Source organism: Xanthomonas hawaiiensis (assembly GCF_031834635.1).
GTDB classification, from domain to species: domain Bacteria; phylum Pseudomonadota; class Gammaproteobacteria; order Xanthomonadales; family Xanthomonadaceae; genus Xanthomonas_A; species Xanthomonas_A sacchari.
Genome location: NZ_CP115873.1, coordinates 4832876 through 4856772, shown reverse-complemented (window position 1 = coordinate 4856772; position 23897 = coordinate 4832876). Strand labels below are relative to the sequence as shown.

General features: G+C 69.8%; 24 protein-coding genes. 12 read left to right on the top strand and 12 right to left on the bottom strand.

The genetic code is table 11. The features are described from left to right. The first annotated feature begins 68 nt into the window (after nucleotides 1–68). Entirely contained in the window at nucleotides 69–839 is a 771-nt protein-coding gene (locus tag PG878_RS20685; protein WP_209030020.1) for a glutamine amidotransferase, read from the top strand. A gap of 47 nt (nucleotides 840–886) precedes the next feature. After that, nucleotides 887–1780, top strand: a complete 894-nt coding sequence (locus PG878_RS20680) for a BPSS1780 family membrane protein (RefSeq protein WP_209030021.1) — start codon at nucleotides 887–889, stop codon at nucleotides 1778–1780. Between the two features lie 11 nt (nucleotides 1781–1791). On the opposite strand, the gene PG878_RS20675 is transcribed toward PG878_RS20680, so the two are convergent. The 6 genes from PG878_RS20675 to PG878_RS20650 form a co-directional block, all read right to left on the bottom strand. Further along, nucleotides 1792–2091: a hypothetical protein gene (locus tag PG878_RS20675; protein ID WP_209030022.1), complete on the bottom strand. Its 300-nt coding sequence runs from the start codon at nucleotides 2089–2091 to the stop codon at nucleotides 1792–1794. A 98-nt stretch (nucleotides 2092–2189) separates the two neighbouring features. After that, the gene (locus tag PG878_RS20670; RefSeq protein WP_244672487.1) at nucleotides 2190–3173 is read right to left on the bottom strand and encodes a trypsin-like serine peptidase; all 984 of its coding nucleotides are present in this window, start codon (nucleotides 3171–3173) and stop codon (nucleotides 2190–2192) included. 636 nt (nucleotides 3174–3809) lie between these two features. After that, nucleotides 3810–4544, bottom strand: coding sequence for a twin-arginine translocase subunit TatC (gene tatC, locus PG878_RS20665; protein ID WP_209030024.1), 735 nt, complete (start codon nucleotides 4542–4544; stop codon nucleotides 3810–3812). Next, the gene (tatB, locus tag PG878_RS20660; protein WP_209030025.1) at nucleotides 4541–5089 is read right to left on the bottom strand and encodes a Sec-independent protein translocase protein TatB; all 549 of its coding nucleotides are present in this window, start codon (nucleotides 5087–5089) and stop codon (nucleotides 4541–4543) included. The genes tatC and tatB overlap by 4 nt, the downstream gene beginning before the upstream one ends. 15 nt (nucleotides 5090–5104) lie before the next feature. Continuing rightward, nucleotides 5105–5335, bottom strand: a complete 231-nt coding sequence (gene tatA, locus PG878_RS20655; RefSeq protein ID WP_010340619.1) for a Sec-independent protein translocase subunit TatA — start codon at nucleotides 5333–5335, stop codon at nucleotides 5105–5107. Nucleotides 5336–5460: 125 nt separating this feature from the next. Further along, nucleotides 5461–6357, bottom strand: a complete 897-nt coding sequence (locus PG878_RS20650; protein ID WP_209030026.1) for a lipid-binding SYLF domain-containing protein — start codon at nucleotides 6355–6357, stop codon at nucleotides 5461–5463. A 167-nt stretch (nucleotides 6358–6524) separates the two neighbouring features. Between PG878_RS20650 and hemH the strand changes: the two genes are divergently transcribed. The 3 genes from hemH to PG878_RS20635 all read left to right on the top strand — a co-directional run bounded on the left by hemH (nucleotide 6525) and on the right by PG878_RS20635 (nucleotide 10732). Further along, the gene (gene hemH / locus PG878_RS20645) at nucleotides 6525–7484 is read left to right on the top strand and encodes a ferrochelatase (RefSeq protein ID WP_209030027.1); all 960 of its coding nucleotides are present in this window, start codon (nucleotides 6525–6527) and stop codon (nucleotides 7482–7484) included. Further along, nucleotides 7481–8323, top strand: coding sequence for an alpha/beta fold hydrolase (locus PG878_RS20640; RefSeq protein ID WP_209030028.1), 843 nt, complete (start codon nucleotides 7481–7483; stop codon nucleotides 8321–8323). Before hemH ends, PG878_RS20640 begins: the two co-directional genes overlap by 4 nt. 213 nt (nucleotides 8324–8536) lie before the next feature. After that, entirely contained in the window at nucleotides 8537–10732 is a 2196-nt protein-coding gene (locus PG878_RS20635) for a methyl-accepting chemotaxis protein (protein WP_209030029.1), read from the top strand. A gap of 718 nt (nucleotides 10733–11450) precedes the next feature. On the opposite strand, the gene PG878_RS20630 is transcribed toward PG878_RS20635, so the two are convergent. The 5 genes from PG878_RS20630 to PG878_RS20610 all read right to left on the bottom strand — a co-directional run bounded on the left by PG878_RS20630 (nucleotide 11451) and on the right by PG878_RS20610 (nucleotide 15123). Next, the gene (locus PG878_RS20630) at nucleotides 11451–12242 is read right to left on the bottom strand and encodes a YgjP family zinc-dependent metalloprotease (protein WP_209030030.1); all 792 of its coding nucleotides are present in this window, start codon (nucleotides 12240–12242) and stop codon (nucleotides 11451–11453) included. A gap of 67 nt (nucleotides 12243–12309) precedes the next feature. Next, the gene (locus PG878_RS20625; RefSeq protein ID WP_209030031.1) at nucleotides 12310–13215 is read right to left on the bottom strand and encodes a recombination-associated protein RdgC; all 906 of its coding nucleotides are present in this window, start codon (nucleotides 13213–13215) and stop codon (nucleotides 12310–12312) included. Nucleotides 13216–13327: 112 nt separating this feature from the next. Further along, complete coding sequence (gene ttcA / locus PG878_RS20620; protein WP_209030032.1) at nucleotides 13328–14203, bottom strand: tRNA 2-thiocytidine(32) synthetase TtcA; 876 nt, start codon at nucleotides 14201–14203, stop codon at nucleotides 13328–13330. A 55-nt stretch (nucleotides 14204–14258) separates the two neighbouring features. Further along, the gene (locus tag PG878_RS20615; RefSeq protein ID WP_244672488.1) at nucleotides 14259–14531 is read right to left on the bottom strand and encodes a hypothetical protein; all 273 of its coding nucleotides are present in this window, start codon (nucleotides 14529–14531) and stop codon (nucleotides 14259–14261) included. A gap of 55 nt (nucleotides 14532–14586) precedes the next feature. After that, on the bottom strand, nucleotides 14587–15123 hold the full coding sequence (locus tag PG878_RS20610) for a DUF2199 domain-containing protein (protein ID WP_209030033.1): 537 nt from the start codon (nucleotides 15121–15123) through the stop codon (nucleotides 14587–14589). A 162-nt stretch (nucleotides 15124–15285) separates the two neighbouring features. Between PG878_RS20610 and PG878_RS20605 the strand changes: the two genes are divergently transcribed. The 5 genes from PG878_RS20605 (at nucleotide 15286) to PG878_RS20585 (ending at nucleotide 21968) form a co-directional block, all read left to right on the top strand. After that, nucleotides 15286–15648, top strand: coding sequence for a VOC family protein (locus PG878_RS20605; protein WP_209030034.1), 363 nt, complete (start codon nucleotides 15286–15288; stop codon nucleotides 15646–15648). A gap of 34 nt (nucleotides 15649–15682) precedes the next feature. After that, the gene (locus PG878_RS20600; RefSeq protein ID WP_017907947.1) at nucleotides 15683–15841 is read left to right on the top strand and encodes a DUF2256 domain-containing protein; all 159 of its coding nucleotides are present in this window, start codon (nucleotides 15683–15685) and stop codon (nucleotides 15839–15841) included. A gap of 52 nt (nucleotides 15842–15893) precedes the next feature. Then, nucleotides 15894–17444 (top strand): cryptochrome/photolyase family protein, encoded by a 1551-nt coding sequence (locus PG878_RS20595; protein WP_209030035.1) that lies wholly within the window; start codon nucleotides 15894–15896, stop codon nucleotides 17442–17444. A 286-nt stretch (nucleotides 17445–17730) separates the two neighbouring features. Continuing rightward, nucleotides 17731–19323, top strand: coding sequence for a choice-of-anchor Q domain-containing protein (locus PG878_RS20590; RefSeq protein ID WP_209030036.1), 1593 nt, complete (start codon nucleotides 17731–17733; stop codon nucleotides 19321–19323). Between the two features lie 440 nt (nucleotides 19324–19763). Beyond that, nucleotides 19764–21968 carry a methyl-accepting chemotaxis protein gene (locus PG878_RS20585; RefSeq protein WP_209030037.1) on the top strand — a complete coding sequence of 735 codons (2205 nt, stop codon included), beginning with the start codon at nucleotides 19764–19766 and terminating at the stop codon, nucleotides 21966–21968. A gap of 173 nt (nucleotides 21969–22141) precedes the next feature. Here the strand turns inward: PG878_RS20585 and PG878_RS20580 are convergent, their stop codons facing one another. Continuing rightward, nucleotides 22142–22438: a hypothetical protein gene (locus PG878_RS20580; protein WP_209030038.1), complete on the bottom strand. Its 297-nt coding sequence runs from the start codon at nucleotides 22436–22438 to the stop codon at nucleotides 22142–22144. 143 nt (nucleotides 22439–22581) lie between these two features. Here PG878_RS20580 and PG878_RS20575 point away from each other — a divergent pair, with 143 nt between their 5' ends. Next, nucleotides 22582–23145, top strand: coding sequence for a DUF6891 domain-containing protein (locus PG878_RS20575; protein WP_209030039.1), 564 nt, complete (start codon nucleotides 22582–22584; stop codon nucleotides 23143–23145). A gap of 271 nt (nucleotides 23146–23416) precedes the next feature. After that, nucleotides 23417–23890 (top strand): hypothetical protein, encoded by a 474-nt coding sequence (locus PG878_RS20570; protein WP_244663610.1) that lies wholly within the window; start codon nucleotides 23417–23419, stop codon nucleotides 23888–23890. The last annotated feature ends 7 nt before the right edge of the window (nucleotides 23891–23897 follow it).

The window sequence follows — 23897 nt, the reverse complement described above, 5'->3', positions numbered from 1 at the left end:
TATATGGCTATGCCGCCACCGCCGCGCGGCCTTGAACAATCCATGGCGACGGCGTCTAGAATCCCACCATGCCGTTCGTTTCTCCCGTCCGTCGCCGTGCTGCGCCCTTCCTGATCCTCGAAACCGGCGAACCGGTGGCGACGATGCGGCGCTACGGACGCTTCCCGCACTGGATCCGCGTCGCCGCCGGCCTGGCCGAGCGCGACACGGTGGTGGCCAATGTCGCCGCCGGGGAAGCCTTGCCGGCGCGGGACGACTTCGCCGGGGTGATCGTCACCGGCTCGGCGGCGTTCGTCACCGACCGCGCCGACTGGAGCGAGCGCTCGGCCGACTGGCTGCGCGCGGCCGCCGAGGACGGCACGCCGCTGCTGGGCATCTGCTACGGCCACCAGCTGCTGGCGCACGCGCTGGGCGGGGAGGTGGCCTACAACCCGGCCGGGCGCGAATCGGGCACCGTGCATATCGAACTGCATCCGCCGGCGGCCGAAGACCCGCTGTTCGCCGGCCTGCCTGAGCGCTTCCCCGCGCATGCCACGCATCTGCAGACGGTGCTGCGCGCCCCGGCCGGCGCCACGGTGCTGGCCCGCTCGGCGCAGGACCAGTGCCACGCGTTCCGCTGGGGCGAGGCGACCTGGGGCGTGCAGTTCCATCCGGAGTTCGCCACCCACCACATGCGCGGCTACGTGCAGGCGCGCGCGGACTGTCTACGCAGCGCCGGACGCTGCGCCCGTACCATCGCCCGCGAGGTCAGCGCCGCACCGCTGGCGCGCAAACTGTTGCGGCGCTTCGTTCAGCACGCACGCGGGCAGCACAGCAGCGGCCAGGCAAAACCGCGATAATCTGTGCAGTCGCCGCGCTGTACGGCGTCTCCCACTTCGGATTGGCAATGATCGAGATTCGCAAGCTGCCGGCCTCGGCCGGCGCGGAATGGCTGTTGGGTGGTGTGTCCCTGCTGCGACGGGCGCCGTGGGCGCTGGGCCGGCTGGGGGTGATCTGGGGCCTGGCGACACTGCTTGCGGTGTTCCTGAGCGCCCTCCACCCGATCCTGGGCATGCTCGCGCAACTGCTCATCGGGCTGGCCGGGCCGCTGTTGTTCGGCGGGCTGGTGTGGGCCGTGCGCGAGGTCGACCAAGGCCGCAGCGCCGAGCCGGCGCACCTGCTGCAGGGCCTGCACGGCAGCCGCGCGCCGAACCTGCTGGTGGCGGTGCTGCCGCAGGCGATCGCCGGATTGGTGTTGGCCATCCTCGCCGTCGTGGTGATCCGTCCGGAGGGGCTGATGCAGCTGAACACGGTGATGCTCAAGCTCAACGAACTGGGCCAGTCCGGCGCGCAGCCGGATCCGAAGCAGGTGGAGGAGCTGATCGCGACCCTGCCGGCGCTGCGCATCGTGCTGTGGCTGATGCTGGTGGCGGTGGGTGTGGTGGGTGTGGCGCTGACCCTGTTCCTGTTCGCGCCGCAGGTGATGTTCGACGGCCGCAATGGCGTGGCCGCCATCGGTCACGGCCTGCGCGCCTGCCTGCACAACCTGCCGGCGATGCTGGTGTTCTTCGTGCTCGCCTTCCTCGCCATGTTCGCGTTCTACTTCGCGCTGGCCGTGGTGATGCTGGTGCTGCAGTTGCTGGTCGGCACCACGATGACGGCCCTGATCATCCAGGTGCTGCTGATGGCGGTGCTGGCGCCGACGATCGCCGGCATCGTGTACGTGGCCTGGAAGCAGATGTTCGTGCACGCCGGCGATGCTGCAGCCGTCGCGCCGCCAGCGAATGTCATCGAAGCCTGATCGCGGCTGACTCAGCGGCGGCCGCTGCCGTCGCCGGGAGCGCGCTGGGCCGCCCGCGGAATCGCCTGCAGTTCGTCGATCACCCGCCGGGATGCGCGCAGGCGGATCTGCACGGGGAACGACTCGTACACCACGACGTCCTCCACCACGCCCCGCGCCTTCAGTTCCATGACCCGGGCCAGCACGGGGTCCGGGGATTGCGCGCTGCCGACAATCAGCGCGGACTCCAGCGGCTCGCGATCGGCGGCCGGGCTGCCGCCGAGGCTGCAGCCGGCCAGCAGTAGCAGCGTCGCGGCAAGCACTTGTCTCATCTCCACCTCCTCCTGCATCGCGGGTTCGGCCAACGCCGTGGTGCGCAGTCGCCCGCTGCACCACGGCGCTGTCACTCAGGATCGGGACCTTGTGCGCGTCACGGGTTGTCGGCGATCCAGTTCTGCAGCGTGTTGAAGACGGTGCTGGTCAGCCGCGTCCCGCAGTTCTGGCTCGACGAGCCGGTGGTGTGGACGCCGCGGACGACGTAGCCGCTGTCGTAGATGCCGCTCCCGCTGTTGCCGCCGCTGGTGTCGATGGTGTAGCAGAGCCGGTAGGAGCCGCTGGTGGAGACGCCCCCGGACGCACTCCACATCGTTCCGAACGGCTTGTCGCCCGGATATCCGGTGATGGTGTGGGTGCCTCCCGAGTAGGTGCCCCAGCCCGCATTGCCGCCATGGGGCGCCGTGCTCAGGACGATCAGCGCGTAGTCGTAGTTGCTGTCGCCGTTGTTGAGCCACGCCGTCGTGGTGATGGCACGCGCCCACGTCGCCGTTCCCCACGGCTGGTAGCTGCCGTTCTGGGCCACCGTGAAGTCGAGGCTGGAATACCAGCTGCCCGCGCCATTGGACACGCAGTGGCCGGCGGTCAGGACGTGCTTGGGCCCGATCAGCGTTCCGGTGCAGCCGATGGCGATGCGCCCGATGTGCCAGTACGGCGCGGCGGTGGTGGTGGTCACCTGTGCCCGCTCGTCGGTCCCGATCACCACGTTGGGGACGGCGCGGCCGTCACCGTGGTCGGTGGGACGCAGCGGCGGCGTGCCGGGCACGGCGTTCGGCATGCGGCCGAGCAGTTCCATCGCCTTGATCGCCTCTTCGAAGAGTGCCGCGTCCTCCGCGCTTGCCGGCGACGCGTACTGGTCGCCATTGCGGGTGACCATCACCGCGCTCAGGCCAGCGGCCTTCTGTTGCGGGCTCTGCAAGCGCGTGTCCGTCGGCGGTGCCGTTTCCGCGGACACGCCGGTCACCAGATTGTCGCCGTTGATGAACTTCGCTTTCCCGTCCATTTTCTGGAACGATGGCGTCCCCGCGGTCGCCGCGGTCGATACCAGCAAGGTAAATCCCAGTGCAGCCAGACGTTTCATGACGTGCTCCTTGGTCATTGGGATACTGCTTCATTGCGAGAGAAGCCGGGTCGACGCGACCTCCTGCGCGCTCCCGGCCTGCCCGTCCGCTAGGGACCGGGGGTGTGGCGGCGTGGAAGTGCGCACCGCCACGAATACGGTCTTCCATGACCGTGTCGGCAGGGCCGGAATGCGGCCCGGTGCCGATGCTCCTGTGATCGGATACGGCTCCGACGCCGTGTGCGCGGAGCGCGCGATCCGGCGCCGGCACGCGCCGACAACACATCCCTCTTACTCAGGCGTGGTGTTGGCGAAATGGCTGCGCATGGCGCGCCGTAACGGGGTCCGCGCCGCGCTGTGGTAGCGCATCGCACCGCTGAATGCGCAGACCACGTCGTCGCGCAAGCGACAGCACCCGCGCATGCGCGATCGGCATGCGCGCAAGGGAATGGTCTTGGTCGTGTGTACCGGCAGTCATTCGCACGCGGCACCTTCCTTGGCGTACTCGCGGCCCCGAGGGGGGCGTCCGTTGCGGTGTGTTCGGAACGACGGCGTGCAGCCGGCCGTGGGGACTTTTATACGTCACCCGCTACGGTGGTGCCGTAATTCGCATCCCAGATCACCGCAAGCGCTCGCGCGGTCTACCGCCGCATTCGCTTACTGCGTACGCGCCTGGCTCGACACCAGCCAGCTCGACGCCAGGATGCCCAGCTCGTACAGCAGGCACATCGGGATCGCCAGCATCAGTTGCGAGACCACGTCCGGTGGCGTCAGCACCGCGGCCAGCACGAAGATGCCGACCACCGCGTAGCCGCGGCCCTCGCGCAGTTGCTGCGGCGTGACCCAGCCGAGCAGGGACAGGATCACCAGGGCGACCGGCAACTCGAAGCTGGCGCCGAAGGCGAAGAAGATCGCCAGCACGAAGTCCAGGTAGGCGCCGGCATCGGGGGTGAGCTGGATCACGTCCGGCTTGAACGTGGTCAGGAAGTGGAACACCGCCGGCAACACCAGAAAGTAGGCGAAGCCGCAGCCGAGGTAGAACAGCACCACCGCCGAAGCGAGCAGCGGCAGCGCCAGGCGCTTCTCGCGCTGGTACAGGCCGGGGGCGACGAAGGCCCAGGCCTGGTACAGCAGCCACGGTGCGGACAGGAACAGCGCCAGGAAGAACGCCAGCTTCAGCGGGGCGATGACCGCGCCGGCCGGGTGCGTGGCGATCACGCTCTGGCCCACCGGCAACTGCGCCAGCATCGGCTCGGCCAGCCAGGAGTACAGGCGCTTGGAGAAGGGCAGCAGCGCCACCACCACCACGCCCAGGCCGATCAGCGCGCGCATCAGCCGCGCGCGCAGTTCGATCAGGTGTTCGATCAGGCTGCTTTCGGCTTCGACGTTCATCGCGGCGCCTCCGGGTCATCGGAGAGCGGTTGGCCGGTCTGCACGGTCGCGGGCGTGGGCGCCGGATGCGGTGCGGCCGCACCGCGCGCGGCGGCCGGCACGGCGGACGTTGCGGGCGCGACCGCGGGCGGCGGCGTCGGCAGGGACGTGGCCGTGTCGGCAGCGTGCGGCATCGAGCTGTCGGCCGTGACGGTGGCCGTGGCCGCTGCCGGCGCGACCGTCAGCGTGGTGTCGGCAGGCGCCACCGGAGGATTCGGATCGATCTCGCGGCGCAGCGCCTCGGTCTGCCGCTGCAATTCCTGGCCGCTGTCGCGCAGTTCGGTCTCGGCCTGGCGCAGGGAACTCTGCACGTCGTGCAGGCTGCGCTTGAGTTCCTCGGCTTCCAGTTCGCGTTCCAGTTCCTGCTTCACCGAGTCCCATTGCGCGCGGGCGCGGCGCACCCACAACCCGGCGAAGCGCGCCGCCTTGGGCAGGCGTTCGGGCCCCAGCACCACCAGGGCCACCACCGCGATCACCAGCAGTTCGCTGAATCCGATATCGAACACGCCGGCGGGGTCCCGTCAGTGCGCGTCGCGGTCGCGTTCGGCCTGGGTCTGGCGGGACGGCTCGCTGCTGCTGCGCGTCTCGTCGCCGAGCTGGCCGGCGGGCTTGTCGTCGTCGCGCATGCCTTTCTTGAATTCCTTGACCGCGTTGCCCAGATCCTTGGCGCCGCTCGTCAGCCGCTTGGTGCCGAACACCAGCAGCACGATCACCAGCACGACCAGCCAGTGCCAGATGCTAAGACTGCCCATGATCCGCTCGCAGAAAAGTCGTAAGGAACCCGCAGGATAACGCACCGCGCCGCGCCGCGTTACCTTTCCCTGCCATGCAGGCGTGCCTGCACGGCGGGATGGACAGGTGGCGTTGGGAACGGCGCTCAGCGATCGCCGTCGAGCTTCTCGGTGCGGATCTCGCCGTCGGACACCGGCTGGAAGCCCTGCTGCGCCGGCTGCGTCTGGCCCTGCAGGGGCACGGTGCTGGCGGCGGCGTCGGGCGCGACGGTCGGTTCCGGCGTGGCCTGCGGCGCCGGAACAGCCTGTGCCGGGGCGGCGACCGGGTTGCCGCTGCCATCGGTGCCACGGCTCTGCCGCGCGGCGTAGGTGGCTTCCTCGAGCTTGTCGCGGAAGGCGACGATGTCGTTGGACGGCCGGTTCGCGGTGCGGCCCTCGAAGATCATCCGCGGAGTGGTGTTGGGGCCGTAGGCATTGAGGTCGGCGGCATCGTCGATCTGCAGCGCGGCGCCGTCGAGGGCGACGCCGGCGAACAGGCCGCGGGCGCGCGACCACGACCAGATCTCGGCCTTGAGCTGGCCGTCGGTGGCGGCGGCGGCGTTGCGCCCGACCGGGCCGGCGGCGACGCCGGCATCGGCGCCGAGGGTGAACTTGCCGTTGACGATGTTGTCCAGGCTGCGGTCGTTGCGGAACACCAGCACCACGTCGGAGGACTGCACGCCGACCTGGAAGCCGATGCTGCCGCCGGTGAGCTTGACGAACACCGGGTTGGACCAGGTGCCGTCGGGGCGCTTGACCGACATCAGGCCGTGGCCGCGACGCCCGCCGATCACCAGCCCGGCCTTGAGCGTGTCCGGGATCACCACGATGGCGCGGCCCTCGTCGAGCAGCTTGTCGGGGATGGACTGTTCGGGGATCCGCTGGATGTCGGTCAGCACGCGCAGCGCGTTGCGGGCGCGCTCGTCCTCTTCCGGTCCGGCCACGGCGTGGCCAGCGAACAACACGGTGCTCAACAACAGGGCGAGGCGCGGCAGGAGGGGCATAGCGGGCTCCGAAGTAGGTCCGCAGCAAGATACTGCAAGTGCTTGAACTTAGTCACAGGGCAATGAATCGGCAATGAGTGGTGCCGGCACCGCATGCAGATGCCGTCGATCGCCGCGATCGAGCGGATCGACACGCCGCGGCGCGCCCGCTCTGCCACAATGCGCGCATGTCCGACGCACCCGAGACCGCCATCCTGGTGGTGAATCTAGGCACGCCCGAGGCGCCCACCGCGCCTGCGGTCGCCCGTTACCTGGCCGAGTTCCTCGGCGACAAGCGCGTGGTCGCGATCCCGCGGCTGTTCTGGTGGCCGTTGCTGCACTGGGTGATCCTGCCGCGGCGCTCGCCCAAGTCGGCCGAGAAGTACGCGCAGGTGTGGCTGGCGGACGGCTCGCCGCTGGCGGTGTATACCCGGCGCCTGGCCGAGGGCATGCAGCGCGAGTTGCCCGGGCACCGTGTGGCCTGGGCGATGCGCTACGGCGCGCCGGCGCTGGCGCCGGCCCTGGACGCGCTGCGCGAGGCGGGCGTGCGCCGGATCGTGGTGCTGCCGCTGTACCCGCAGTATTCGACCACCACCACCGCCTCGATCGAGGACGTGGTGCAGGCCTGGCAGGCGCGCCATCCGCAGCTGCCGGTGCACCTGATCGAGGACTACCCGACCGATCCGGCCTGGGTCGCCGCGGTGGCCGACAGCGTGCGCGCGCACTGGGCGCAGCACGGCCGCGGCGAGCGCCTGTTCTTCTCCTTCCACGGCCTGCCGCAGCGCGTGGCCAACAACGGCGATCCCTACCCGCAGCGCTGCGAAGCCAGCGCGCAGGCGATCGCCGCCGCGCTGGGCCTGGGGGCCGGGCAGTGGGAGCTGGGCTACCAGTCGCGCTTCGGCGCCGAGCGCTGGCTGCGCCCGTATGCCGAGCCGCGGCTGTGGGAACTGGCCGCGCAGGGGGTCAAGCAGGTGGACGTGCTCTGTCCCGGCTTCGCCACCGATTGCCTGGAAACTCTGGAAGAAGTGGCGATGGGCTTCGTCGAGACCTGCGCCGAACGCGGCATGCAGGTGCGCTACATCCCCTGCCTCAACGACGCCCCGGCGCACGCGCGCGCGCTGGCGCAACTGGCGGCCCGCGCCGCATGAGCGTGCGCCCTTTCGCCTGCCCGTCGCGGGTGGGCGCGCTGGCCGGATTGCGCAGCGGCGATCCGCAGGGGCCGAAGGCGCTGGCCTTGCACGGCTGGCTCGACAACGCCGCCAGCTTCGTGCCGCTGAGCCGGCACCTGCCGCAGTGGGATCTGGTGATGCTGGACCTGCCCGGCCACGGCCACAGCAGTGATCTGCCCGATGGCGCCGAGTACCTGCTGGCCAGCGCCCTGCACCCGGTGCTGGACGCGGCCGATGCGCTGGGCTGGGAGCGCTTCGTGCTGATCGGCCACTCGATGGGCGCGGCCATCGCCAGCCTGCTCGCGGCCGCAGCGCCGCAGCGCATCGCCAAGTTCGTGGCGATCGAGATGTTGGGCGGCCTGGCCGAGAGCGAGGCCGGCGCGGTGGAGCGGCTGCGCAACAGCGTCGCCAGCACGCGCCGCGCCAGCGCCACGCCGTTGCGCGTGTTCCCCGACCTGGCCGCGCCGGTACGGGCGCGGATGCTGGCCAACCAGCTCAGCGAGCCGGCGGCGCGGCTGCTGGTGGAACGCGGCGTGCGCGCGGTGGACGGCGGCTACGTATGGCGCAGCGACCGCCGCCTGACCCTGCCGACGGCGATCCGCGCGACCGAGTCGCAGATGCAGGCGCTGCTGCGCGGCATCGAATGCCCGACCGCGGTGGTGTTCGCCGATCCGGCCCAGGACATGCTGCCCGAGCCGCTGCGCCTGCAGCGCGCCGCGTGCCTGCGCGACGGCCGGGTGCACACGCTGCCCGGCACCCACCACCTGCACATGGAACAACCGGCGGCAGTGGCCGCGTTGCTGCACGACTTCCTCTGAGGCGGCCGCGCCGCAGTGCGCGCCTGCGGCGCCATCGCTCCGTCGCGCACCGCGCACGCGGACTGCAACGCAGGCCTCACCGGCGCTGTGCAGCCCGCCGCGCTCGTGCGCTTTCCGGCGTCACAGTTCGGCATGTTGTCGCCGTGCCGTCGCGGTTCGGAAAACTTCCGCGCACAGCGTAGCGCGCACCTTCCGCCCTACGCCGCGCTTCCCATGATCCACCTCCTTCGCCGCTACCGGGTCGGCCCGCGCCTGACCTTCGCCTTCGCTGCCCTGCTGTTGATCTGCGGCGCCCTGATCGTGGCCAGCCTGGCGTCGATGGCGCTGGCGCGGCAGCAGCTCGACGACATCGCACTGGACAAGATGGAGAAGATCCGCCTGTCCAACGCCATGGTCGCGGCGCAGGCGCGGCTGGAGATCGGCCTGCTCAACGATGTGATCCTGACCAATCCCGACGAGAAGCAGGCGGTGGTGCGCGCCATCGGCGACGCCCAGCGCGACTACACGCAGGCGCGGCGCACACTGTTCGCGCTGCGCCTGGACCCGGCCGACCGCACCGGTGCGCAGCTGCGCGCGGCGATCGACAAGGCCTACGTGCAGGTGCAGCCGTTCCAGTCGCAGGTGCTGGCCCTGGCCGCCGACAACCAGAACCTGGATGCGCAGACCCTGCACCTGTACACGCTGCAGCCGCTGCTGGCGCAGTGGCAACAGGCGATCCAGCGCAATGCGGCGCACCTGCGCACGCTCAGCGACGGCTCCTATGCGCAGGCGGTGACCACCATGGCCCGCGCGCGCTGGTTGCTGCTGCTCGGCGGCGGCCTGTTGCTGGCGGTCAGCGCCTGGCTGGGCTGGTGCATCACCCAGAGCCTGGTGCGGCCGCTGCGCGAAGGCACCCGCGTCGCCGCGGCCATCGCCGCCGGACAACTCGATGCCGTGGTGCCGGCACAGGGCAACGACGAGGCCGCCGACCTGCTGCGCAGCATGCAGACCATGCAGACCCAGCTGCGCGCCGTGCTCGCGGAGCAGCGGCGGATGGCGCAACGGCATGCCGACGGTGCCATCGCCTGCCGCGGCGAGGCGGCGGCGTTCCCGGGCGACTACGGCCAGTTGCTGCGCGACGCCAATGCGCTGGTCGACCTGCACGTGGGCACCGCGCAGTCGATGGTGGCGCTGATGCGGCGCTACGCCATCGGCGATCTCAGCGAGGACATGCCGCGCCTGCCCGGCGAGCAGGCCGCGATCTCCGAGGCGATGGATGCGATCAAGGCCAACCTCGGCACGCTCAGCCGCGACATCTGGCACCTGGCCGAGGCCGCCGCGGCCGGCGACTTCAGCGCACGCGCCGACCTAGGCGCGCATCAGCACGATTTCCGCATCATGCTCGAGAGCCTCAACCAGCTGATGGCGACGGTGGATGGCAACCTGGGCCAGTTGTCCGGGTTGCTGCGCGCCATCGCCAGCGGCGACCTGGGTGTGCGCATGCACGGCGACTTCCGCGGCGTGTTCGCCGACATGCGCGACGACGCCAACGCCAGCGCCGACCAACTGGCGTCGATCGTGGCCGGCATCCAGCACGCGGCCGCGGCGATCGACGCCGAGGCAGGCGCCATCGCCGGCGGCCACCAGGACCTGTCGCAGCGCAGCGCCGAACAGGCCGGCACGCTGGAGCGCACCGCACGCGCCGCGGCGCGCCTGACCGAGACCGTGCGCCAGAACGCCACGCATGCGCACCACGCCAACGCGCTGGCCGATGCGGCGGCGACCGTGGCCGGCCAAGGCGGGGCGTCGATCGATGCGGCGGTCGGTACGATGCAGGGCGTGGAAGCGGCCTCGCGCAAGATCGGCGAGATCATCGGGGTGATCGACGGCATCGCCTTCCAGACCAACATCCTCGCGCTCAATGCGGCGGTGGAAGCCGCGCGCGCCGGCGAGCAGGGCCGCGGCTTCGCGGTGGTCGCCAGCGAGGTGCGCGCGCTGGCGCAGCGCTCGGCCGATGCGGCCAAGGAGATCAAGCGCCTGATCGAGGCGTCGGTGGACCAGGTGGCGGTGGCCTCGGCGCAGGTGCACGACGCCGGCCGCACCATGGGCCGCGTGCTGGCCTCGGTGAGCGAGGTCAATGCGTTGATGGCGGGGATCGCGGCGGCCTCGCAGGAACAGGCCGCCGGCATCGAAGAAGTGGGCCAGGCGATGGCGCAGATGGACCGCAGCACCCAGCAGAACCTGGCGTTGGTGGAACAGGCCACTGCGGCGTCGCACGCCTTGGAGCAGCAGGCCGGCAGCCTGAGCGAAGCGGTGGCGGTGTTCCGGCTGGCCGGTACTGCGCCGTCGGTGCTGCGTGCGGAGGAGGAACTGCCGGCGCTGGCAATCCAGCCTGCGCCGGTCGGCTTCGAGTACGCGCGCAGCGCTTGATGCGGCGGTGTCAGCGGGACGTCGGGCGCAGCGCGGGCAGCGACCCGTGGTCGTCCATCGCCACCTCGCATCCGCGCGTGTCAGGGGCCTGCGGACAGCGCTGTCGGGGCGCCCCCTACACACTGATCGTGAAGCTTGTGTGTAAAAGAATTTTCGCTTAAGTTGCGCCCGCGCCTGCCGTCAACAGGCGTAGACGCGATACGTCCTGTGTTCGCGGCTCGATCCCGGCGTCCTGACATGCCGGCGTAGCGCCGCTCGGACCGTACCGCCTCGCTGGCGCCGGAGGTCGCGCCTGATTTGCGGTAGGCGGGAGGAGAGGGGGCCTACCGGGCGCTGCATGGAGTTCTGCTTCCGCAGCGCTGGGCCAACCCACCGCGATGCGCCCGCAGTGGCGCACCGACCCACCTTCTGTATCCCGCCTGTTCGCATCCGCGTCGCGCCATCTCGTGCCGCAGCGCAGCATGCTTGTCCGATTCGCGACCCCACCGCACCCTCGCCGCTGACGCCGCGCGCACCGCGATGTTCGGTGTTCAGCCGCGGTCTGGGCACACCAGCCGCAGCGTCTTCAAGCGCTCCGAAGAACGTGCTTTCGCCCAAGCCTGTCGTGTGCAGCCTGGCTTGTAGGAGCGGCTTCAGCCGCGACGGGCCTTACCGAGAACGCCCGTCGCGGCCGAAGCCGCTCCTACGGCGCGTTTCCCACCGTTCGTGGATGCGCGTTTCAGTCGCGCTCCGGCCGCAGCAGCCAGCGCAGATGCGCCTTGAGCTGGCGGCCGTGCTGGTGGAACCAGGTGCGCTCGGCGCGCCAATCCGGGAAGCGCGCTTCCACTTCGTGCCAGAACGCCGGCGAGTGGTTGGCCTGGATCAGGTGGCAGAGCTCGTGCACCAGCACGTACTCGAACGCCGAGGGCCGCCCCAGCACCAGTGCCAGGTCCAGCGCCATGCTGCCGTCGGGCGCCAGCGAGCCCCACTGCGAGGACATCACCTTGTAGCGCACCGCGCGCGGGGCGCGCGGCAGCGACGGCAGGTAGCGCGGCAGCCAGCGGCCGACGTCGGCGCGGGCCTGCGCTTCGTAGAAATCGCGCAGCGCGCGGCGCAGCGCCGCATCGCCGCCGCGCGGCGGCAGGTGCACCTGGGCCACGCCATCGACGAGCGCGATGCGCGCGTAGCGGGCGTCGTGCCAGGCCACCGGCAGCGATTGCCCGCGCAGCGGCAGTTCGCCAGCCTCGCCCGGGCGCAGCGGCGCCAGCGTCTCGGCGGCGACATAGCGCGACAGTTGCTGCGCCAGCCACTGCCGGTTCTCCAGCAGGAAGCGCTCGCCGGCGACCAGGCTGGCGCGCAGCGGCAGGGTCAGGCGCGCGCCGCGCTCGTCCACGCTGAGCTTGATGCGGCGCGCGCGCGGGTCGCGCACGCGCAGCACCTCGACATCGCGCTCGTCCAGGCGGAAGCGGACGAGGTCGCGTTCGACGGCCGCCGGGGGCGGCGCGATCAGGCGACGGAGCAGATCGGGCATGGGCACAGCATACCGCCGGTGCGGGTGCGCACGGTGACAGCCGCGTGCGGCCGCCTCCGCCGCGGCATCAGTCGGCCTTGCTCAGCTTCAGCGCCGCTTCCAGCAGCAGGAACAGGCGCCGCACCTCGGCGCTCATCAGCGCGAAGCGCGCGTCCAGTTCGGCGCGCATGCCGTCCTGGTCGGCATGCTCGAGCTGGTCCAGCGCACCGTCGAGGAACTTCAGCTTGCGGATCACCAGGTCGTCGCCGAGCACGAAGGACACGTGGTCGTCGAGCACCAGCGCCAGCTTGGTGACCTGCTTGCCGGCTTCCAGGTGCTTGTCGATCTCGTCGCAGCGCAGTTCCTGGTGCTGGCACTTGACCACCGCGCCGCCTTCGATCGGATCCTTCATCTCGCATTCTTCGCCCAGGCTCAGGCCTTCGGGCAGCGGTTCGCCGGCGATCCAGCCGGTGAGGATCGAGCGCGGCGCCACCTCGGCGTTCAGCGGCAGCGCCGGGAAGCTGCCGAGCAGGCCGCGGATCTCAGACATCACGTTCTCGCCGGTCTTGCGGCTGGAGGTGTCCACGGCGACATAGCCGTGCTGCAGGTCGAGCATGGCGTCGGTGCGCGAGGACTTGACGAAGGCGCGCGGCAGCAGTTCATGGATCAGGTCGTCCTTGAGCCGCTTGCGCGCGCGGCCGCCGGGGCGCCGGCCTTCCTTCTCCTCGATCTCGGCGACCTTGCGCGCGAGCAGGTCGTTGACCACCGAGCCGGGCAGGATCTTGTCCTCGCCGCCGACGGTCAGCCACAGGAAATCGGCGATGCGGTGCGACAGCGCTTCCTGCTCGTCGCGGCCGAACGGGGAGATGAAGCCGCGCGAACTCATTTCCAGCGGGCCGACCGATTTGAGCTGGGCCTCCGGCAGGAGCTTTTCGACCTCGGAGAAGTCGAGCGTGGCGGGAAAGCGGAACAGGGTCAGATTGCGAAAGAACATCGAGCATCCAGCGGAAGGAAACGGAACGGTCCGGCGGCGCGCGCCGGGGAGCGGTGGCCATTGTCGCATCGTGCCCGCCCGGGTACCGCATCGGGCGGTTCAGCGAGGTGGCTCAGCCCGGCGCCTCGTCCGTCCAGGCGCCGGCCGGCGCCATGGCGGCGCCGCCGAGCGCGGCGAAGTCGAACAGCGCGCGGTCGGCCAGTTGCGCCGGATGCACGTTGCCCAGCGCGCGGGCGATCTGCTCCACCCGCCCCGGATGCTCCCGGTCCCATTGCTGCAGCAGTTGCCCGACCTGGCGGCGCTGCAGCGTCTCCTGGCTGCCGCACAGCGTGCACGGGATCAGCGGGAAGGCCTGCGCCTGCGCGTAGGCGGCGATGTCGGCCTCGCGCACATAGGCCAGCGGCCGGATCACCACGTGGCGGCCATCGTCGCTGCGCAGCACCGGGGCCATCGCCGCCAGCTTGGCGTGGAAGAACAGGTTCATGAAGAACGTGGCGACGATGTCGTCGCGGTGGTGGCCCAGCGCGATCTTGGTGAAGCCGTGCTCCGCCGCGTAGCGGTACAGCGCGCCTCGGCGCAGCCGCGAGCACAGCGAACACAGGGTCTTGCCTTCCGGCACCACCCGGGTGACCACCGAATAGGTGTCCTGCTCGATCACATGCCAGGGCACGCCGCGCTGGCGCAGGTAGGTCGGCAGCACATCGGCGGGAAAGCCCGGCTGCTTCTGGTCCAGGTTCACCGCCACCAGCTCGAACGGCACCGGCGCCTTGCGCTGCAGCTGCAGCAGGATGTCCAGCAGGGTGTAGCTGTCCTTGCCGCCGGACAGGCACACCATGACCTTGTCGCCGGCGCCGATCATGCCGAAATCGGCGATGGCCTGGCCGACCTGCCGGCACAGGCGCTTGCCCAGTGCCGCGGGGTTGCGGCCGGCAGGCGGTGCGGGGTCGGCGAGCGGCTGCAGCGGCGGCAGGGGCAGGGGCGAGGTCATCGACGGTAGTGTAGTCGGCGGGGCTGGCACAGCACCGCGCGGGCGGCGTTGCGGGTCACTCCAATTCCGCCACCTCGACCGTCCCGAACGTGCTGGTCAGGCGGGCGATGACGGTGCCGAGGCAGCGCGGTCCCTCGCTGGTGTTTGCGCAGAAGAGCAGGCCATCGGCCGTGCACCACATCATCGCGTCCGGCATCGGTCGTGCCGGCGCGGCGGCGGCGCCGGCATCGCGTGACTCGGCATCTTCCAGGCCCGGCAGCTGGCCGATGGCATGCCGTGTCTTTGCTGGATCGGCGCCGGCAAACGTCAGGCGATACTCATGTCCCATGTGTTGCTCCGATTCGGGGCGGTGCCTATGCGGCGTGCGACGTCGCCCGACAGCGTCATGGCGTCGTCCCCAGGTTCGTCGCGACGGAGATGGATGTGTGCGTCATCAGCGCATACAGTTCGGCCACCCGCTGCGCGGAGATGCCTTCACGCTGTTCGACCGCGAGCGGATGCGCGGTCGCCTCCAGTTCGATCCATGGGCGAATGCCGTCGTTGCGCAGATGGACCTGTGTCTTGAGGCCGGCGGTGTCCGGATACGGCGACAGGCGGGTGTTCAACCAGCCGAAGAACGGCCCCACATGCGCACGCTGCGGCTGATCGGAACAGCGGATCCACTGCAGGTAGCTGGCCTCGCTGAGCGAGACCCACACGCCCCAGGAAAACGGCTCGGCGTGGCCATGCACGGGAATCTCGATGCAGCCGCGGACGAAGAAGTGAGCCTCGTCGATCACGCAATCGTCCGAGCCCAGCTCGCAGCGGGCGGCGCGCTGCTCCTCCGGAATCAGCGCATAGCTCAGTGGCGCCGCCACGCTGAAGCCGGGCATGCCTTCGTGGACTTGATCGCAGGCGCTGCAGGTGAAGCGGAACGTCATGGCTGGGATCGAGGCGGAAAGGAGGCTGGCCAGTGTAGCCGCCTGCGGCATCGCCAGCCTCGGCGCGCGGCACGCATCCGGCGACCCTGCTTTTTTTGTCGCCATGCCGCGCCGGGACCGGCCCGCTACACTCGCCGCTGGTCACGGACGCAAGGTCGCCCCATGTTCAAGAACCTCATCCCCAAGATCTTCTACGCGCGCATGCAGGACGGGCTGGACTTCTTCGTCGGCGGCCTGGGATTCCAGGTGCTGTACCAGGACGCCACGATGGCCGTGATCGCACGCGACGGCGCCAAGGCCTATCTGGTGGAAAACGCCGAGTGGGCGGCGAAGGACCGGCCGGAACTGGGCATCGAAACCGACAGCATCGACACGATCTATGCGGAGTTGTCCGCACGTGCGCCGCAGTGGCTGCATCCGAATTGCCGTACCGTCGCGCTCAAGCCCTGGGGCGCACGCGAGTTCGCGATGCTCGACCCCAGCACGGTCTGCGTGGTGTTCCGCGAGTGGCCGGCGCAGCCGTAAGCGACAGCGACTCTGAGTGAACTGCGGATCGCGCATGCGCAAGAAACACGATCTGCCGGAAAAGCCCTGCCTGCACTGCGGCCGGCCGTTCCGTTGGCGCAAGAAGTGGGAGAAGGTCTGGGACGAGGTGAAGTACTGCTCCGACCGTTGCCGTGGCGAGCGCAAGCGCGTGCGCGCGCCGGAGGCGCCATGAGTCGCCGGGCCGTGCGCTGGCGCACCGCATGCCCGCAGGCGTGCCGCCCTGCATGAGTCCGGTGCTCTCCACCGCCCACACCCTGCGCCTGGTGCTCGGCGACCAGCTCGATCCCGAACACGCCTGGTTCGCCGTGCGCGATCCCGGCGTGGTGCATGTGCTGATGGAAGTCCGGCAGGAGACCGACTACGTCCTGCACCATGCGCAGAAGATCCTGGCGGTGTTCGCCGCGATGCGCGACTTCGCCCGGCACCTGCGCGGCGCCGGCCACCGCGTGCGCTATGTGGCCATCGACGATGCCAGCAACCGCCAGTCCATCCCCGCCAATCTCGGTGCGCTGATGGCGCACTACGGTGCGCAGCGCCTGCAGTACCAGGACCCGGACGAATGGCGCCTGGACCAGCAACTGCGGCAGTGGGGTGCGGCGCAGGCCTTCGTCGTCGAGGCGGTGGACAGCATGCACTTCTACACGCGCCGCGGCGAGGTGGCGGATGTCTTCCGCGGGCGCCCGCAGTGGTTGATGGAGCACTTCTACCGGCACATGCGCAAGCGCCACCGGATCCTGCTGGCGGATGACGGCACGCCGGAGGGCGGGCAGTGGAACTACGACCACGACAATCGCCAGCCCTGGCATGGCGAGCCGCCCGCTCCGCCGGATATGCGTCCCACGCACGACCACCGCGCGTTGTGGAGCACCATCCAGGCCGCCGGCGTGGACAGTTTCGGCCAGCCGCAGGCCCAGGCGCTGCGCTGGCCGCTGAACCGGGCCGAGGCGCTGGCCTGCCTTGATCGCTTCATCGCGGAGGGCCTGCCGCATTTCGGTCGCTACGAGGACGCGATGAGCACGCGCAGTCCGCGCCTGTTCCATGCGCAGCTTTCCTTCGCCCTCAACACCAAGATGTTGCGGCCCCAGGAAGTGGTGCAGCGCGCGCTGGCGGCCTACGGCGCCGGCGCCGCGCCGCTGGCGGCGGTGGAGGGTTTCGTGCGGCAGATCCTCGGCTGGCGCGAGTACGTGCGCGGCATCTACTGGGCGCACATGCCCGGTTATGCCGCGCGCAATGCGCTCGGCCACGACACGCCGCTGCCGGCCTGGTTCTGGACCGGCGAGACCCACATGCGCTGCCTGCAGCACGCCATCGGCCAGTCTCTGCAGGACGCGTACGCGCACCATATCCAGCGGCTGATGGTGATCGGCAACTTCGCCCTGCTCGCCGGCCTGGACCCGGCGGCGGTGCATCGCTGGTACCTGGGCGTCTACATCGATGCGTTCGAATGGGTCGAGCTGCCCAACACCGTCGGCATGAGCCAGTTCGCCGACGGCGGCCTGCTCGCGACCAAGCCCTACGTCAGCAGCGCGGCCTACATCGACCGGATGAGCGATTACTGCCAGGGCTGCCGCTACGACCGCAGGCAGAAGACCGGCGCGCGTGCGTGTCCGTACAACGCGCTGTACTGGGACTTCTTCGCGCGGCACCAGGACACGCTGGGCCGCAATCGCCGCCTGGACATGGTCTACCGCCAGTTGCGCAAGCTGCCGGCCGCGCAACTGCAGGCGCTGCGGACGCAGGCGCAGCAGTTGCGCGAACGCCTGGACACGCTGTAGCGCGGGCCGGGTGCCTCGCGCATGCACGCCGCGATCGGGTGCGGCACGGGAACGTGCCTTGCGACGCATCCAGACCGTGCCGTGCGCCGCGGATCGGCACACTGTCGCATCGGGGCGACGCGCAATTGCGCGATCTGCTACCTGCGTTGTGGTCGCTCCACACGCGCTCAAGCACCCTGTGCCGCCGGTCGGCGCAGCTGCCGGTTGCACTCGAGGTGTCAGCGACGCGGATGACAGTCGAATGACGGTCGCGCGTCGTGTTGTTTCCCCCGCAACCCTATCGAGCATGATCATGACCACGACGTTCTCCCTCATCACCGGCGCACGCGCGCTGGGTGTCTTCGCCCTCATGCCCACCGCCACGGCGATCGCCGCCGTCCCCGCGGCGCCACAATGCAGCGTGCCGCAGGCCTGGGCGCTGCCGGCCGCGACCACCGTGGTCGGCAACGGCACGCAGGCCAGTTGCACCGCCAGCGCGCTGGCTACCGCTGCCGCGCAAGGCGGCTACATCACCTTCAACTGCGGCACCAAGCCGACCAGCATCGCCGTGGACCGTTCGATCGTCATCGCGGCGGCGGCACCCACCGTGATCGACGGCCAGGGCAGGATCACCCTGGATGGCCGCCAGTCCGCCCGGATCCTGCTGGTCAACGCCGGCAGCGCACTGTCGGTGCGCAACCTGAAACTGCAGAACGGCAGCTCGGTGCAGCCGGCATCCAACCAGGCCTACGATCCGGGCACCTGGGGCGGCGGCGCGATCAAGGTCGGCTACCGCGGCAAGCTGGAAGTCATCAACAGCCAGTTCCTGGCCAACCGCAGCAGCATCGGCGGCGGCGCCATCTTCGCCGGCAGCGACGCCGAGGTGACCATCGTCCGCAGCGGCTTCTACAAGAACAGTTCCTGGCTTGGCGGCGCGCTGTACACCCAGCTCAGCCGGCTGACCATCGTCGGCTCGGAATTCGCCAACAACCAGGCGATCAATGCGCCGCAAGGGTTCCCCGATGCCGGCAACTTCGGTGGCGGCGGCGCGATCGACACCGACGGCGCGTCCCTGACCGGTTACCTGAAGGGCGGCGTCGGCAGCGGCGGCACGCTGGCGATGTGCGGCACCGTGGTCCGCAACAACGTCGCCGCCAACGGCTCCGGCGGCGCCACGCTGTGGGCGTACGCGCCGGACACCATCGACGTGAAGTACTCGACCTTCGCCAACAACGTCGCCACCGGCGGCCCGGGCGGCGGCGCGCGCATCAGCATGGGCTTCACCTACACCTCGCATGCCGGTACCGCCATCACCACGCCGGGCACCATCAACGTCGCCGAGACCAGCTTCCTGTCCAATAAGGCCGAACAGGGCAATGCCGGCGCGTTGTACCTGGATTGCTACGGTGCCTGCGACGTCAGCAACAGCACCTTCTACGGCAACTATGCGAAAGGCGTGGGCGCGGCCATCCAGCATGTCGGCTGGCAGCCGGCCAACGGCGACCAGGGCAGCCCCAGCGTGCGCTTCAACAACGTCACCTTCGCCGAGAACACGCCGTGGGTGACGCTGTTCGGCGACAGGTTCGATCTGCGCAACAGCATCCTGTATTCCAAGACCGAACGCGTGTTCTGCAACAACCAGAGCAACACCGGCAACAACCTCATCGAGTACTCGGCCAAGGGCGCGGTCTGGCCGAACGCCTGCCTGGCCGCGGGCAACGTGAAAGCGGCCGATCCGCTGCTGTCGACCCCGGCCAACAACGGCGGACCGACCCTCACCCAACTGCCTGCGGCCAACAGCCCGGCGTTGAATGCCGGCAGCGGCTGCACCGCCATCGACCAGCGCGGCAATCCCCGCAACACCGCGGTGTGCGACCTGGGCGCGGTGGAGGTCAAGTAAGTCGATCTGCCGTCGTCAGGCGCACGGCAATGCGGCACGGGCGGCGCGACGCTGCCGTCGTGCCGCAGACCAGCCCGCGTCGCATGCGGCCGCAACGCCGAGCGATCGCGCCGCGACCGTGCGCTCTGCATGCGCCACAGCTTGTCCGGTGCGCCTGACGACGTCTGCCAGGCGGCGGCCGATGTCGCGCGGACCTCGCCGTTGCAGGCATCACGCGCGTAGCGGTGTGCGCCGACAACGCCGTTCGCGCCTGCCGCGCGCGCTGCGGACGATACGGTGGCGTATCTGCTTTCCTGGGCATCGGCTGCGCCGCGCGGTGGTGCAGCGCTGCGACGTCTGCGCCTGCGACTTTCCGGATTTGGGACCTGGGTCGCTCGCTTGGGGTCAAGTTCGCGGGGCTGAGACCGATAGAGGTACCCCCCCTTGCGAGTCCCCCACACGTGCACTTCTTTCACTCCTTCAAGGTGAGTCAACGCCTTGCGCTGTCGTTCGGCCTGCTGATCGTCCTGCTTGGCGCGTCCTCTACCTTGGCGCTCTATCAGTTCCACAACGTGCGCCAGGCGGTCGACAAGATCGTCCACGAAAACAATCAGAAGACCGGCCTGCTGTACACCATGCTGCGCAACAATATGAGCGCCGAGCGCTACCTGCGCGACATGATGCTGTCGCCGGCCGACAAGCGTCCGGCGATCGCCGCCAAGATCCAGGAGATCCGTGCCGACAACGACCGCCTTCGCCAGGCCCTGGACGCCCTGCCAGGCACGCCGGAAGGTCTGGCCATGCGCAAGCAGATCCATGCCGCGCAGGCGGCCGCACGGTCGGTCAACAGCCGGGTGTTGGCGTTGGCCGGTGCCGGCGAGATCGAGGCGGCCAGGCAACTGCTGTACGGCGATGCCGCGCCGTTGCTGGCGCGGCGCGTGGAGGTGATCCAGAACGCGGTCGATCTGCAGATCCGGCAGAACGCGCTCAGCTCCGAGCAGATCCAGGCGGCCCTGGTCTTCAGCAATCGCGCCTTGATCGGGTTCGGCCTGCTGGCTGCGGTGCTCGGCGCGACCTTGAGCGTGCTGATCACCCGCAGCCTGGCCGGGCCGCTCGGGCGCGCGACCGAAATCGCCGAATCCATCGCCCAGGGCCGGCTTGATCATCGGATCCCGCCGCAGCCCAAGGACGAGACCGGCCGACTGCTGACCAGCATGGACCGCATGCAGGCGCAGCTGCAGGCGGTGATGGCGGCGCAGTCGCAGGTGGCCAGGCACCACGAGCGCGGCGACGTCAGCCAGCGCATGGACGAGCAGGCGTTTCCCGGCGAATACGCCCGCATGGTGCGGGAGAGCAATGCGTTGCTCGACATGCACGTGCGCCTCCAGCAGCGCCTGCTCGAGATCATGGGACGCTATGCGATCGGTGATCTGTCGCAGGACATGGATCGGCTGCCTGGCGAGCAGGCCGCGCTCACCGAGACCATGGATCAGGTCAAGCGCAATCTGTCGGCGATGAATGCCGAGATCGGGCAACTGGTCGACGCCGCGGCCGCCGGCGATTTCGCCGTGCGCGGCGACACCGCGCGCTTCCAGTACGACTTCCGCGACATGGTCGACGGCTTGAACCAGTTGATGGCGACCACCGACGGCAATCTGCAGGCCCTGTCCAAGCTGCTGCAGGACATCGCCAGCGGCGACCTGACCACGCGCATGGAGGGGCAGTTCCAGGGCGTGTTCGCGCAGATGCGCGAGGATGCCGATGCCACCGTGGCCCAGCTGACCGGGATCGTCGGCCGCATCCAGCATGCGTCCGGGCAGATCACCGGCGCCGCCGGCGAGATCGCTGCCGGCAACGCCGATCTGTCGCGCCGCACCGAGCAGCAGGCCGCCAGCCTGGAGGAAACCGCCGCCTCGATGGAAGAGCTGACCTCCACCGTGCGCCAGAATGCCGAACGCGCCAGCCAGGCCAATCAGTTGGCCATCGGCGCGACCGCGGTGGCGTCGCAAGGCGGCGCGGTGGTGGCGCAGGTCATCGACACGATGAACGGCATCCAGACCTCGTCCAGGCGGATCGCCGACATCATCGGCGTGATCGACGGCATCGCCTTCCAGACCAACATCCTCGCGCTCAACGCCGCGGTGGAGGCGGCGCGTGCTGGGGAGCAGGGCCGCGGTTTTGCCGTGGTCGCCAGCGAAGTGCGGGTACTGGCGCAGCGCTCGGCCGATGCGGCCAAGGAGATCAAGCAGCTGATCGACGACTCGGTGAGCAAGGTGGACGCCGGCTCGGTCCTGGTCAACAGCGCCGGCAGCACCATGCACGAGATCGTCGTCAGCGTGCAGCGCGTGACCGACTTCATGACCGAGATCTCGGCCGCCTCGCAGGAGCAGTCGAGCGGCATCGAACAGGTCACCCAGACAATCACCCACATGGACCAGGCCACCCAGCAGAACGCCGCCCTGGTGGAAGAAGCCTCGGCGGCGGCCCAGGCGATGGAGGAGCAGGCGATCCAGCTGAGCGATGCGGTGAAGGTATTCGTCCTGTCCGGCAGCAACGGGGACCTGACGGCGCGGCGCCAGGCCAAGCCCTTTGGCACTGCCGGTACCTCGACCTCCCGGCGTGGTCCGCGTCAGCTGGCGCCGTTACTGGTCGAACACGCCTGCTAAGGACGCAGAGACGGCGCGCGCTGCTGACCGCAGCGCGCTCGCCACGCCTCTCCCCGGGTTCCCCGGGGAGAAGGGGGCACGGCGTACGTTCGCAGCGCGGAATCGTGGTCCGCAACGACACCGCCGCCAACGCCTCCGCCGGTGCCACGCTGTGGGCGGTTGAACGTCCATCATCAGACGGCGTGGTGGAAGCGCCACGTCAGCCAACAGAATGAGATGATCACCACCAGAACGGCAGCGCCGGCGACGTGCCATGGCCTGCAGGTGTGCTTCAGGATCAGCCAACGCGCACCGCAGTAACTCGACAACACGCCGACACTCGCGATGATGGGTGTCGTCACCACGGACCATTCGCCACGGCGATCGTGGGCCAGCGCGATCAGGCCGTGACGCGATGCGAGTTCGTTCAGAACGGCGCTCAGTAGCCAACTGCCGGACACGAGCGACAACCAGCCGAAGACGGGCCTCATCAAGCGCCGTTCCCTGGAAAGATCCCGGGCATCAGTCTAATCCCAAGGTCGGCAGCGACAGCAGCGTCAAGATGAACGCGTAGAGCAGATCGACGGCCCTGCTACAGTGCGCGCGGCATGCGCCGAAGACCGCAGGAGCGACCGTGAACGAATCCGATGCCTACGTGTACGACGAGATCCGCAAGTGGGTCTGGTCCGGGTTCTATTCCCAGGACGAGATCCAGGAAATGATCGAGGACATCCTTGAGGACGACTGCGACGAGACGATGCTGCGCGCCTCGGTCGCCAGCCAGTGGCAGGCCAAGCAGCAGGCGGAGCAGACCTGGCCGGCGCAGACCGATTGCGACCGGCTCGATGCGCTGTTCGAGCGGCTGCACGACGCCGGGATCTGCGCGCTGGCCAATGCCGGCTACACCATGTCCGACGGTCACGTCGAAGTGAACCAGGCGGTGGCCGACGCGCCGGACCGGCGCTACCACGGCTACTGCTTCTATCACGGCCAGGACATGGAGCGCGCGATCGACGGCGGCGGGCTGATGCTGGCGTTCGGCGATCTCGAAGGGCGCGAGGAGGCGGATCTGGCGGTCGGCCAGCAGGTCGCCGCGGCGTTGCGCGCGGCCGGCTTCACCGTGGACTGGGACGGCACGCCGCGCAAGCGTCTCGATCTGCCCGGCTTTGTCTGGCAGCGTCGCGCTGACTGGGACTGACGCGCCGGCGCAGCGGCGGGCTGCGCGGTGCTGGTGCGCTGGCTACAATCGCACACCCAAGCCTGGCCGCGCTGCGGTGCGCGGCAGGCGCTCGACGGAGAGGCGTTTCATGGAGCGGATGTTTCATCGCAATGGCCGCATGCCGCGGCGCGCCGCCGGCACACGCCTGGCGCGGCGCACAGCCCTACTGCTGGCCACCGCGCTGCTGGCCGCCTGTGCCGGCGCGCATTCCTCTTCCCCCTCGATCACCCCTGCACACACGGAGCGGAGCATGTCGGAGATGACGCCAGAGCACCTGGCACAAGGCGTAGTACGGTTGATCCTGGCGATCGGCGGCAGGCAGGATCTGGTCGCCGCGCAGGTCGCGGCGCAGACCGGTCTGCAGGTCGAGGACGAAGGCGGACATGCGTTCAGCGCGTCCGGCACGCTCGCCGGCGGTGGCGGCTACACGCTGGAATCGGTCGCCGATGCCGACGATGCCCCGCCGTCGCGGCTGGACCTGCGCTTCACCCCCGCGCCGGGCGCGGCGCCGGCGCAATGCACGCAATCGTTGGCCGCGTATCGCCAGGCGCTGGTCGCGGCCGGCTTCGTGCCGCGCTGGATCGCGCCGCCGCGCCAGGGCAGCGCCGGCCGCTGGCATTTCGAACGCGGCGCCGTCGCCGTGTATGCCTTCGTCGGCAAGGACGTCGGCGAGCACGATGCGCAGGCGTGCGTGGAGATGCTGCAGATCCTGGTCGACGGCTAAGGAGAGC

What these genes read in the sequence shown, in the direction of transcription:
- PG878_RS20685 (WP_209030020.1), top strand. Translation starts at nt 69, where the DNA reads ATGCCGTTCGTTTCTCCCGTCCGTCGCCGTGCTGCGCCCTTCCTGATC.
- PG878_RS20680 (WP_209030021.1), top strand. Translation starts at nt 887, where the DNA reads ATGATCGAGATTCGCAAGCTGCCGGCCTCGGCCGGCGCGGAATGGCTG.
- PG878_RS20675 (WP_209030022.1), bottom strand. Translation starts at nt 2,091, where the DNA reads ATGAGACAAGTGCTTGCCGCGACGCTGCTACTGCTGGCCGGCTGCAGC.
- PG878_RS20670 (WP_244672487.1), bottom strand. Translation starts at nt 3,173, where the DNA reads ATGAAACGTCTGGCTGCACTGGGATTTACCTTGCTGGTATCGACCGCG.
- tatC (WP_209030024.1), bottom strand. Translation starts at nt 4,544, where the DNA reads ATGAACGTCGAAGCCGAAAGCAGCCTGATCGAACACCTGATCGAACTG.
- tatA (WP_010340619.1), bottom strand. Translation starts at nt 5,335, where the DNA reads ATGGGCAGTCTTAGCATCTGGCACTGGCTGGTCGTGCTGGTGATCGTG.
- PG878_RS20650 (WP_209030026.1), bottom strand. Translation starts at nt 6,357, where the DNA reads ATGCCCCTCCTGCCGCGCCTCGCCCTGTTGTTGAGCACCGTGTTGTTC.
- hemH (WP_209030027.1), top strand. Translation starts at nt 6,525, where the DNA reads ATGTCCGACGCACCCGAGACCGCCATCCTGGTGGTGAATCTAGGCACG.
- PG878_RS20640 (WP_209030028.1), top strand. Translation starts at nt 7,481, where the DNA reads ATGAGCGTGCGCCCTTTCGCCTGCCCGTCGCGGGTGGGCGCGCTGGCC.
- PG878_RS20635 (WP_209030029.1), top strand. Translation starts at nt 8,537, where the DNA reads ATGATCCACCTCCTTCGCCGCTACCGGGTCGGCCCGCGCCTGACCTTC.
- PG878_RS20630 (WP_209030030.1), bottom strand. Translation starts at nt 12,242, where the DNA reads ATGCCCGATCTGCTCCGTCGCCTGATCGCGCCGCCCCCGGCGGCCGTC.
- PG878_RS20625 (WP_209030031.1), bottom strand. Translation starts at nt 13,215, where the DNA reads ATGTTCTTTCGCAATCTGACCCTGTTCCGCTTTCCCGCCACGCTCGAC.
- ttcA (WP_209030032.1), bottom strand. Translation starts at nt 14,203, where the DNA reads ATGACCTCGCCCCTGCCCCTGCCGCCGCTGCAGCCGCTCGCCGACCCC.
- PG878_RS20615 (WP_244672488.1), bottom strand. Translation starts at nt 14,531, where the DNA reads ATGGGACATGAGTATCGCCTGACGTTTGCCGGCGCCGATCCAGCAAAG.
- PG878_RS20610 (WP_209030033.1), bottom strand. Translation starts at nt 15,123, where the DNA reads ATGACGTTCCGCTTCACCTGCAGCGCCTGCGATCAAGTCCACGAAGGC.
- PG878_RS20605 (WP_209030034.1), top strand. Translation starts at nt 15,286, where the DNA reads ATGTTCAAGAACCTCATCCCCAAGATCTTCTACGCGCGCATGCAGGAC.
- PG878_RS20600 (WP_017907947.1), top strand. Translation starts at nt 15,683, where the DNA reads ATGCGCAAGAAACACGATCTGCCGGAAAAGCCCTGCCTGCACTGCGGC.
- PG878_RS20595 (WP_209030035.1), top strand. Translation starts at nt 15,894, where the DNA reads ATGAGTCCGGTGCTCTCCACCGCCCACACCCTGCGCCTGGTGCTCGGC.
- PG878_RS20590 (WP_209030036.1), top strand. Translation starts at nt 17,731, where the DNA reads ATGATCATGACCACGACGTTCTCCCTCATCACCGGCGCACGCGCGCTG.
- PG878_RS20580 (WP_209030038.1), bottom strand. Translation starts at nt 22,438, where the DNA reads ATGAGGCCCGTCTTCGGCTGGTTGTCGCTCGTGTCCGGCAGTTGGCTA.
- PG878_RS20570 (WP_244663610.1), top strand. Translation starts at nt 23,417, where the DNA reads ATGTCGGAGATGACGCCAGAGCACCTGGCACAAGGCGTAGTACGGTTG.